General features: G+C 39.7%; 9 protein-coding genes and 1 pseudogene. 7 read left to right on the top strand and 3 right to left on the bottom strand.

Annotated elements, in window-relative coordinates:
* Positions 1–454, bottom strand: a pseudogene (locus tag BP861_RS09515) (hypothetical protein); the annotation flags it as partial.
* Between the two features lie 516 nt (positions 455–970).
* On the opposite strand from BP861_RS09515, the gene BP861_RS09510 reads away from it, so the two are divergent.
* The 3 genes from BP861_RS09510 (at position 971) to cysS (ending at position 5,342) form a co-directional block, all read left to right on the top strand.
* A complete protein-coding gene (locus BP861_RS09510; protein ID WP_292374726.1) occupies positions 971–2,989 on the top strand; it encodes a monovalent cation:proton antiporter family protein in 2,019 nt (672 codons plus the stop codon).
* A gap of 79 nt (positions 2,990–3,068) precedes the next feature.
* The gene (locus BP861_RS09505; RefSeq protein WP_292374724.1) at positions 3,069–3,662 is read left to right on the top strand and encodes a Maf family nucleotide pyrophosphatase; all 594 of its coding nucleotides are present in this window, start codon (positions 3,069–3,071) and stop codon (positions 3,660–3,662) included.
* Positions 3,663–3,920: 258 nt separating this feature from the next.
* Positions 3,921–5,342 carry a cysteine--tRNA ligase gene (cysS, locus tag BP861_RS09500; RefSeq protein ID WP_292374723.1) on the top strand — a complete coding sequence of 474 codons (1,422 nt, stop codon included), beginning with the start codon at positions 3,921–3,923 and terminating at the stop codon, positions 5,340–5,342.
* 106 nt (positions 5,343–5,448) lie between these two features.
* Here cysS and BP861_RS09495 read toward each other — a convergent pair whose 3' ends face one another.
* Positions 5,449–5,709: a hypothetical protein gene (locus BP861_RS09495; RefSeq protein ID WP_292374721.1), complete on the bottom strand. Its 261-nt coding sequence runs from the start codon at positions 5,707–5,709 to the stop codon at positions 5,449–5,451.
* Here BP861_RS09495 and BP861_RS09490 point away from each other — a divergent pair.
* Together BP861_RS09490 and BP861_RS09485 are read left to right on the top strand one after the other, a co-directional pair.
* Entirely contained in the window at positions 5,708–5,920 is a 213-nt protein-coding gene (locus tag BP861_RS09490; protein WP_292374719.1) for a CU044_2847 family protein, read from the top strand. The two genes, BP861_RS09495 and BP861_RS09490, sit on opposite strands and share 2 nt — an antisense overlap.
* 278 nt (positions 5,921–6,198) lie before the next feature.
* Positions 6,199–7,086: a S16 family serine protease gene (locus BP861_RS09485; protein WP_292374717.1), complete on the top strand. Its 888-nt coding sequence runs from the start codon at positions 6,199–6,201 to the stop codon at positions 7,084–7,086.
* 141 nt (positions 7,087–7,227) lie between these two features.
* Here BP861_RS09485 and BP861_RS09480 read toward each other — a convergent pair whose 3' ends face one another.
* Positions 7,228–7,707, bottom strand: a complete 480-nt coding sequence (locus tag BP861_RS09480) for a GNAT family N-acetyltransferase (RefSeq protein ID WP_292374715.1) — start codon at positions 7,705–7,707, stop codon at positions 7,228–7,230.
* Between the two features lie 370 nt (positions 7,708–8,077).
* Here BP861_RS09480 and BP861_RS09475 point away from each other — a divergent pair, with 370 nt between their 5' ends.
* Positions 8,078–8,935 (top strand): metallophosphoesterase, encoded by an 858-nt coding sequence (locus tag BP861_RS09475; protein WP_292374713.1) that lies wholly within the window; start codon positions 8,078–8,080, stop codon positions 8,933–8,935.
* A gap of 645 nt (positions 8,936–9,580) precedes the next feature.
* Positions 9,581–10,841, top strand: a 1,261-nt coding sequence (lysS, locus tag BP861_RS09470; protein ID WP_292374711.1) for a lysine--tRNA ligase, incomplete at its 3' end; no start/stop codon positions are given.

Genomic DNA, 10,841 nt, shown 5'->3' with positions numbered 1-10,841 from the left:
CGTTAATTTCAAATCCCTTTATAGTGACTCTATCGACCCCGGAACTGTCCATCTGCGTAATCAGAGGTTTATTACTTGGCCAGTCTGCGTTATCTTCGAGTTTTATTACAGCATTATGATCTCCTTCTAAGATCGTATTATTTCCAATTAAAATACTATCAGAGATGACATATGTATTTGGACCTTTCAAGTAAACGGTTGAAAACTGTGGATTTTCTGCAACATATTTAAGAGCTTGATTTATCTCTATCTGATCGTCAATCCCATCAGAGGTAAAGTCTCCACTTCCATCGCTAGCTACATACACAGCCTTATTTGATGGCTTAGGAGGGAGATTGGACTCTATGGCATAGAAAATAAACATACTCAACGCAAACAAGAGTATGAGAACTACAACGTAAAATCCTATTTTTTTCCAGTTTTGTTGTAAGTATCTCTGATATTTTTCATCCATTTTATTCCTTACATTTTATTATAAGCTTAGATATTTAGGACTTACGCGCTTGAAACACAAAATGGAGCACAACAGACATCCCAGAAAAATTTATAAACTAGGTGGGTGAAGAAGTTTATAAACTAAATAGGTGAAAATCTAAAGCTATTGATTTCTCAACTGACCACATAATTTTCAAGATTAGAAAATTCTATGAATAAATCCTGACAGGGATTGAGGGTTCAGGCCATCTATTACGTTTTTGATGCCATCGTGGAGATCTGGGCATATAGTCAGCGCTTTATTTGAAGCAACAATAGTGCCGTCCGAATCCCTTATAATTGCCTCGATTTCTGAAAAATTCGACTCTCCACCGAAAATACTATATCTTTTAGTAAATATTGTTATTAGACAGTAAAAAATATTTTAGAATTGAGCATTATGATCATGATATTCCATGCTATAGTATACTTTAGCCCATTGAAATTTCAGGAAGTTCAGATAGCTCAATTTCATATTATGGGGGAACAATAATAGATGGAGCTCTCTTTACTGGCAAACGTTGACATACTTCTTGGATTTGCTATTTTAATTCTTACTATTTTCTACAGATTTCAGTTTCCTCCTGTATTGGGCTTTCTTGTGACCGGAATGCTGATTGGTCCATATGGACTTGGGATTCTAAACGTAGGGGAGAACGTAGAACTGAATGCGGATCTCGGTGTAGTCTTTCTACTTTTTACGATCGGAGTTGATCTTTCCTTAAAAGAACTCTGGAAAATGAAAAAGGCTTTATTTCTGGGTGGAACTCTCCAGATTCTCTTAACTACGTTTCTAGTCCTCATTGTATGTTCATATCTAGGTTTCAGCTCCGCCACCTCTGCCTTTCTTGGTTTCTTAATTTCTCTTAGCAGTACTGCAATAGTACTTAAAGTCCTTCAGGACAGAAATGAAGTTTATACACAGCATGGGAAAACTTCACTTGCAATTCTAATATTTCAGGATCTTGCTATCGTTCCCTTAATTCTTATTACTCCATTATTGGCTGGAGATTCGCTAAATTTTGAGGGTTCACTTTCAACCGTTTTTCTAAAAGGCTCACTAATCATTCTGGTTTTTATTCTGAGTGCTAAATTCCTGGTTCCCTGTATATTCTACCATGTGGGCAGAACAGGAAATAAAGAGTTATTCCTTGTTAGTGTTGTATTTATATGCCTATCTACGGCTCTCCTTACCTCGAGTATTGGGCTGTCTCTTGCCCTTGGAGCTTTTTTAGCCGGGATTGTCATATCCGGTTCCCAGTATAGCCAGCAGGCAATGGGAAATATCATGCCTTTGAAAGACATGTTCATGAGCTTCTTTTTTGTGTCTGTAGGCATGCTCCTGAACACCGGATATTTGCTTGACCATCTCCCTACCCTTATTCTTGCTTCTATTGCCTTAATAATTATAAAAACGGTTGCAGGAGCAATCGTGCCCTTAATTTTAGGCTACCCATTACGTACAACTATATTGACCGGACTCGCACTATCTCAGATAGGAGAATTCTCTTTTGTTCTTTCCAGATTGGGGGTGGAATATTCTCTCCTAACAGAAGAGATGTATCAGGCGTTCCTTGCAGTTGCTATCATTACTATGGGAGTTACTCCCTTTTTGATCAGTGCTTCCTACAAGCCTGCCGAGTTCATTATTAAAAAGGTTTCAGGCACAACCTATGGTATGAAACTGATACACGGTTTATATTCGGAACCTATTAAAGAAGAAGAACAGGCCGAGCCTGAAATGAAAGATCACTTAATAGTCGTAGGCTTCGGTTTTTCTGGAAGAACAGTCTCTAAGGCTGCAAAAGCAGCAGGCATCCCTTATATCATTGTAGAAGCAAACCCTGAAACTGTTCAGCAGGAAAAACAGAAAGGGGAAAAAATCCACTATGGAGACGCAACATTTGAGGCTGTACTAGAACATGCAGGTGTCAAGAATGCGAGAGTTCTAATCATTGGAATCTCGGATGCAGCCGCCACCGGAAAAATAGTAGAAACTGCAAAACAATTGAATCCGAATGTCTGCGTCATCGCAAAAGTACGGGATCTACAAGAAATGAAACGTCTCAATGCCCTAGGCGCGGATGAAATCATCCCAGAGGAATACGAAACCTCAGTAGAAATCTTTGTCCGCATGCTGGAAAAATATCTTGTTCCGAGAGAGGATATTGAAAAACTCGTAAACGATATGCGTGCCAATGGTTACAGGATGCTGCGGAGATTATCCGGCAATACATGTACTGATAGCGAATTCAGTATAAAGGATGGGCTTCAGGGAATTGAGATTCAAGTCCTTAAAGTAACGTGTGGATCAAGTTTCGATGGAAAAACCTTGGCAGACCTGAATTTCAGAAAAAAACACGGAGTGACAGTACTTTCAGTTCGCAGAGGATCAGATCTGATCTACACTCCAGAAGGCAATTTCATCCTTCAGGCAAAAGATGCCTGTATCCTTCTTGGAAAGCCTGAGGATCTTTGCAGTATCAGAAGGTTCTTTGAAGGTGTTCACGGATAAGCATTACTTTCCCGAATTAATTTCCGTCTATCCTGTGTATATGCAATACAAATATATCCCATGTTCCTGACTTTTTCCCATGCGTCAGATAATTCTCGCGTCTGCATCTCCAAGGAGAAAAGAACTGCTTAAACAGCTTATAGGAGAGAACTTTCTGGTCCATGCCAGTTCCTATAGGGAATCTCCTTACCCTAGTCTGCACCCTGAAGAGATTCTCTTAAAGCACTCCGCCGAAAAAGCCAGAGATGTGGCTAAACATTTTAATTCCGGACTTATAATTTCGGCTGATACCTCGGTTCTATTTAATGGGAAACTTCTGGGAAAGCCCCAATATTCTGATAAGGCAGAAGAAATGCTTGAAATGTTAAGCGGACAGAGATTCAGTGTTATAACCGGTCTTACAGTCCTTGACCTTGACAGTGGTACGGAAATCAGCGAACTGGAATCCACGACGGTCTGGATGGATGAAATAAGCAAAGAACAGGTTTCAGCTTATATCAGGACAGGAGAACCCCTTGATAAAGCAGGAGCTTTTGCTATTCAGGGGAAAGGGGCAGTCTTCGTGGAAAAAATAGAGGGAGATTTCTTTAATGTCGTGGGCCTTCCTCTTTTCCGGCTTGGGAAGATCCTGGAAAAAGTTGGAGTATCTATATTTGAGGAAGATTTCTCCTAAAGTATCTTATTTTCAAGCCTCGAAATATTTGACTGCGCTGGATGGGACCTTTATTAAGCTTTCCCTAGGGAAGGTTGCGATCAAAGCTTTTTTTAAGGCTTGCGGCGAAAGTAATAAAGCATCTCTGAACAATTAGGTAACAATAAAGGATTTGAATAACTCTAAAATGTAAATTAAACAGATTAATCAGATTTAGTCTCATTTTTACCAAGTATTTTAACAAATATTTCAGTACTTAAATCTCCAGAGGTGTTCCGGATGCTCCAGGTTTATAATACTCTTACAAGAAAGAAAGAGGTTTTCAAGCCTTTAAAGGAAGGCGAAGTCTCGATTTACGCCTGCGGGCCTACAGTTTACAATATGCCGCATATAGGTAACTATCGTACCTTCCTGATGACAGATAATATTGTGAGAACTCTTGAGTACCTCGGATATAGAGTAAGGCTTGTAATGAACATTACTGATATAGATGACAAAACTATAAGGGATTCAAAAGCAGCCGGAATGTCACTTAAGGATTTTACGGATAAATATACGGAAGAGTTCTTTAAAGGCCTTGATATGCTGAACATAAAAAGAGCCTCAACTTACCCGAGAGCTACGGAAAATGTTGACAGCATGATTGAACTTACACAAAAACTAATGGACAAGGGATTTGCCTACGAAAAAGGCGGTTCGGTCTATTACAGAATTTCAGCATTTCCGGATTATGGCAAACTTTCAAAAATTGATTTTGATAATATTATAATTGGCGCATCAGTGGACTTGGATGAATACGATAAAGATAACCCCCGAGATTTTGCTCTTCTGAAAGCTTCAACCCCTGAAGAAATTGAAAGGGGAATTTACTATGAGAGCCCATGGGGGAAAATCCGTCCGGGCTGGCATATAGAATGCTCGGTGATGGCTATGAATTGCTTTGGGCCAACGCTGGATATGCATCTAGGTGGAGTGGATCTTATATTCCCTCATCATGAAAACGAGATTGCGCAGTCTGAAGGAGCAACAGGAAAACCGTTTGCATGCAACTGGATTCACGGAGAACACCTGATAGTTGAAGGAGAGAAAATGAGCAAGTCCAAAGGAAACATCTTCACACTTCCCGAGATTGTCGAGAAGTACGGTGGAGAAGTTGTGCGTTTTATGTTTCTCTCAGTTCACTACCGTAAAAAGCTTGATTATTCCGATGCCTTTGCAGAAAACGCGAAGAATAACTATCTGCGACTTAAGGAAACGCTAGAGAACCTTGAGTTTAGCCTGGAAAGCGCAGAAGATACAGCTTATCCAGAAGACGATGAAATTCTTAAAATACTTCCTGAACTTGAAATGCAGTTCAGAGAAGCTCTTGAGGACGACTTCAATACCCCAAAAGCTCTGAATGTTTTCAAGGAGCTTTCCCGTACAGCCAACAAGTACCTTGAATCTGGGAAAAATCGACAGGTCCTTGAGAAGCTCTATTCCCTTTACAGGCAGTTTTCGAATGTTCTGGGCCTTTTTGCCGAATCGGGAAAAAAGAAAATCCCCGAGGAAGTGATGAGACTTGTTGAAGAACGTGAAGCTGCCAGGAAACAGAAAAATTGGGCAATTTCAGACGCTATCAGAGAAAAAATAAAATCTCTAGGCTATATTGTACAGGATACGAAAGAAGGGCCAAATATAAAAGAATCTGAAGAAAGTTAATAAGACGTTTAAGGTCTAAAAAGGTCTAAATTTCATTAAGTTGAATCCTTAAAACGTCAATAATTATTTATCCATATATATACATTTTATTTACGTTAATCTATTCTCACTTAGGGCCGCATTCTCTTTTTCTGTGAGGTGCACCCGTATCGCCTATAGGGGGGCAGTTTCTGGATAAAGTAACTATTGATGAAAAAATAACTGTTGATGAAAAGGTTGTTGAGAATTCAGGCAGGAGTGCCTTAAAAGCAGGGCTTATTTTAGCCGAACTGGGACATGCTCCAGGTACAATAAAAAAATTTACACTCGTATCTCCAAAAGCCTTAGAAGAGAAATCTACAGAATCGCTTGATAATGCAATGCTCATGATCAAGGAGATCTCTAAAAAAGTTGTAGACAATCTGGAAGAAACTCCTGCTGAGTTCAGGCCATCTCAGGTAGAGCTGACTTTTAACTTGCTTTTGACTATGAGTGGAAAAGCAGTTATCACTAAATCGGAAAATGAGAAAAACCTGAAAGTAATGTTAACTTGGAAGGACAAAAGAGAGGAGACTGAGAAGGAAATCCCTGAAAAGTAAAGTTAAAGCTCGAGCTATACAGTTTATAAATCCTCTAATATAAGTGAATTGATTCAAAGAGAGGATTTTCTTAATCTAGCATTCACTTCTCTGTGACCAAGATTTTCGTATATCACTAACTCTAGATTCACTTCTCGGTAATCAAGATATTCATTTATTGGTAACTAATCACCTATTGGGTCTTTCAGTTAAATCCTGTAATTTTATCTAATTATCTGCATGGTTTCTAAAAGGAAAAAATAAGTATGATCTGAAGCAAATAAAAAGTGGTAGGTGGTATGAAATCCAAACTTCTTGTTTTGTTGCTTGCGATTTCGCTTGTTGCAAACGCTTACTTTGTCATGTTTGAAGAGCAGCCCTCATTTGAGGAAGGTCAGCTCCGGGAAATGCAGACTCGAATAAGCTCCCTTGAAGCGGAAAATAAAAAACTTAAGATGCAGATAAACCAGGAAAACAAGTTGCTTCAGTCTTTTGAAAATGGCTCTCAAATATGTCCTGCAGGAATTGAAGGTTTTGCTATTCTCCAAGGCCCTGCGGTTTTCCAGAAAGTCGAGCTTGAGAGGGCAGGTCCCTTTATCCAGAGAAGTGTTTCTGAGGAAGGAGCCTTGCTCAATATCTCAGTTGAGATCAGGCCCGGAAAAGGCCGCGTGCTCGTTCAGACAACCCCTCTTATGGGCGTGGTCTTCCAGGATGCTGCAAACACCGCTGTTTCAGTTGCTGAAAACAAAACCGGTAGACAAATGTCAAGCAGTGATATTATCTTCAGTATTACTGCTCCGGGTGAAACCCCGGGAGTAGATGGTCCCAGCGCAGGAGCTCTTATGACCTTGCTTACGATTTCAGCCATTAATAATGCCGAACTCAACAAGAGTATAACCCTTACAGGCACGATTGATGATGAAGGCAATATCGGTCAGATAGGTGGAGTTCTGGAAAAAGCGCAGGCATCAAAAGCTGGGGGCAAAACCCTTTTCCTTATCCCAAGAGAAAACAGTGAACTTGTTACATATCAACGTATAGAAAGGAAGCTTGGCGGTTTTACTGTTATTGAGCAGGAACCGAAAGCCGTAGATGCTAAAAAGTATATAGAAAAAGAGGTTGGAATCAACGTTGAATACGTGGACACAATTGATGACGTACTTAAGTATGAAAAAATCAACGTGTGAATTTTTACTGTAACTTGGATTGTAACTTGGGTTCTTTTTCGGGGATTTTTTCCCTGGAATTTACTTTTGTCGGCGCTAAAAATTGACTTTTTACGGTTTTGAGAACTCAGCCTGACTGTGAAGGACGGTCTGCCAGAAATATTACTGATTTCCAAGCTTTTTAACCATTTTGTAATATCTTAAGCTTTGTCCATTTTTAACTGGGATCACATCTTCGGCCTGTGTTTCATAGCCAAGAGCCCTGTAGAAAGGATATGCTACAAGTGAGGCATCCAGATTCATAATCCGAACTCCTTTTTCCACGGCTTTTTCTTCAAGCCCATACATGATTTTCTTCCCAAGCCCCATGTTCTGGTATTTCGGTTTTACAAAGACTCTTCTGGCGTTTGAACCGAAAAGAGTGCCTGTTCCTATAAATTCTTCTTCTGAAGCCAGGATCAGACAATGCCCTTCCAGTATATCATTAACGATATTCGCTCGATTGTGATAATCTTTGAAGTAATCAATTGCTTCCTGCGGGTAAACACGGAAATAGCAGGTATCAATGGTCTCATTTATTAATTTTCTCAAAGAGTCCGCATCTTGAGGTTCAGCTATTCTAATTATCATTTCTTCAGCCACTTTATCCCCATCTGGCTTTTATATTTAGGAAATATCTTTTGATTACTTTTGGAGTATTTAAATTTTTTTAAGTCTATCGACTCTTTATCCCTCTTTATTGACTCTTTATTGATTCTTAGGCCATTTTTATAGTTGGGGTTTTCTGGTATGAAAATACAGAATCTTGAAGCTGCATCTATGCTTTAAATTCATTCATCTGAATTCATCTGGATTCATCCAGGTTCATCCTGTTCTACTATTTTTCTATTTATGTCTTCTATTTTATTTATATGGCGTAAAGTATATATTTCATACACGCTGAGATTGAAATCGTTTCAGGCTGCTGTCTGATGTATACTTTTAAATTCAAAAAAACAACCTTTTATTGATTATGCCACCCGAAATCATGCCTATTATTGAAGAGCCTGCTCTTATTGTGACCAATAATGAAACTTCACTGGTAGTTGCCGATATACACCTCGGGATCGAGTGGGATCTGTACAGGAGCGGGATCAACTTACCCAGCCAGATGAAAGGGAGGCTGGACAGGCTTCTAGGTTATATCCAGACAAATCTCCCTGATAGAGTAATACTTCTTGGAGACGTAAAGCATAATGTTCCTCAGGTCTCCTGGCAGGAGAAAGATGAAATTCCTCGCTTCCTCGAAACACTTGCAGAACATACACATGTGGATATTTTCCCAGGAAACCATGATGGAGGAATCGAACTTCTTTTCAACAGGCAAAAGGACATTTCGGTGCATTCCGCACGTGGCGAAGTGCTTGACGGGGTAGGATATTTCCACGGGCACACTTGGCCTGCGCCTGAACTGCTGGCCGCATCTTACGTAGTCACCGCCCATAATCATCCCACTATCCGTTTTACAGATTCGTTTGGCTACTCAGTAGTTGAGCCTGCCTGGATCAAGACAAAATTCAATCTGGAGGCTCTGAAAGTTCATTTTGGAAATCTCGATTTTGAGAATCCTGCACAGTGGGCAGATCCTGAACTTTTTGTAATGCCGGCTTTTAATGAACTCTGTGGGGGTGTTCCTTTTAACGAATCCACTCAGGAAGATCTTTTGGGCCCGGTTTTTTCCTCAGGCGGAATTGAACTTGAGGCTTCCGAAGTGTATATGCTTGACGGGACAAGGCTTGGACTGCTTAAGAATATTCGGAAGCTGCAGCATACAAGAGTTAGAAGCAAGACTGGAAGCAGGAAACGCAACAATTCAAAAGGCTCTATGTAAGACGACCTGGCATGTAGACAAGGATTAGCTTTAATAAGACAGAAGATTAGGCTTGAGTTATAGAACGGAACCTTGTTATAAAATAGTTTTTTAGATTGAATTTTGCAACTAACGGCAGGTTTTTAAAAATAGCTGTGTCTAACTCTGACTTTAGGCTTCGAACCAACAATGAAATTCTTTTCAATTTTTTTCTGTTTTTCATTTGGAATCCGTTCAGTAGGAACTCGTTCAGTATTTACATAGATTCTTGCTCTCAATGTTTATATAATATGCATGGATGTGTATGGAAAAAATTAAATGTTAGGACTCGGGCTAATAGATAGTTATTATTCCTGAAATTTGGACTTGCAGCTTTCAGCCATAGAAGTGTGAATAAATAATTCACATATCAGCAATTTACATATCTAAGAATTCACAAATCTCCGTGAGACCCTCCAAGATTCTTTTCTTCTGCGGGCACTCGAACTGATTTACTAACGGTTGATTCGCGGATTATTAATTTATTATTGATTTATTTATGGTTAGCTTACTGACTTAAATGTGATTACTGATCAATTTAATAATTTATTATTGGCTTAATGATTGATCACTAATCGATTACTAAGCGGTTTATTCGCATTCACCTGAATAGGATGTACTGATTCGATGAGCATAGAAATTAATAATGAAAAAATGTCAGATAGCCTTGTGCCTTCTGACAATGAATCTGACAATAATGATATTTCAGATAGCAGGGTCTTTGATGATTCTAAACTTGCAAAACTAAACAGCATCAGAAACCAGGGATTTAACCCATACCCCTATAAGTTTGAAAAGAATGGGGATATCTGTGAAATCCAGAAAAAGTTCGAGGACTTTGAAAAGAATGAGGGGCTAATGGTTAGAACCGCAGGAAGGCTCTACAATATTCGCAGGCTTGGAAAAATGATATTTGCCGATCTTGGAGACCAGGGAGGCAAAATTCAGGTTACTTTAAGAAAAGGAAATCTTCCTGATGAGGATTTCGAGACTTTTAAAACCCTGGTTGACTCGGGAGATATTGTAGGCGTTCAAGGCACACTTTTCAGGACAAAAAGGGGTGAAAACTCCATCAGCGTGTCCGAATTCTCCCTGCTCTCAAAATCCCTCTGTGCCCTCCCAGAAAAATTCCACGGCTTAAAAGACATTGAAACCAGGTATAGGAAAAGGTATCTTGACCTCATAGTCAATGCTGATAAACGAGATATCTTCGTCATGAGGAGCAAATTAATTTCCGAGATCAGGCGTTACCTTACTGACAGGGAATTCCTGGAATTTGAAACTCCAATACTCCAGAATGTGTACGGAGGAGCAAATGCAAGGCCTTTTACAACTTTCCACAACTGTCTAGAACAGAAACTCTTCCTCAGGATTGCTCCAGAACTCTACTTAAAGAGGCTTGTTGTTGGCGGCTATGAGAAAGTCTTTGAGATCTCCAAGAATTTCAGGAATGAAGATATCGACACAACCCATAACCCTGAATTCACCATGATCGAGGTCTATGAGGCTTACAGGGATTACAATGACATGATGGACTTAACCGAAAGCCTCATTTCGGAACTTGTCTTCAAGCTGACTGGCAGCTACGAAGTCAAAATGGGTGAAAACACGCTCAATCTCCAAACTCCCTGGAAGAGGATTTCCATGGAAGATGCCTTAAAAGAGTATGCCGGGCTTGATGTCTTTGCTCACTCTCTTGAAGAGTTGAAGCAAATCGCAATTGAAAGCAGAATTGAGGACTATGAAAAGGCAAAAACTTACGGAGAATTCCTTGCCTTGCTCTTTGAAGGCTTGGTAGAGGACAAACTGATAAATCCGACTTTTATTTATGATTTCCCTGTTGAAAATTCCCCACTTGCCAAGAACCACAGGTCAAAAGAAGGCTTTG

This window comes from Methanosarcina sp. UBA411, assembly GCF_002495725.1.
Lineage (GTDB): Archaea > Halobacteriota > Methanosarcinia > Methanosarcinales > Methanosarcinaceae > Methanosarcina.
This window is presented reverse-complemented; position numbering and strand designations above follow the sequence as displayed.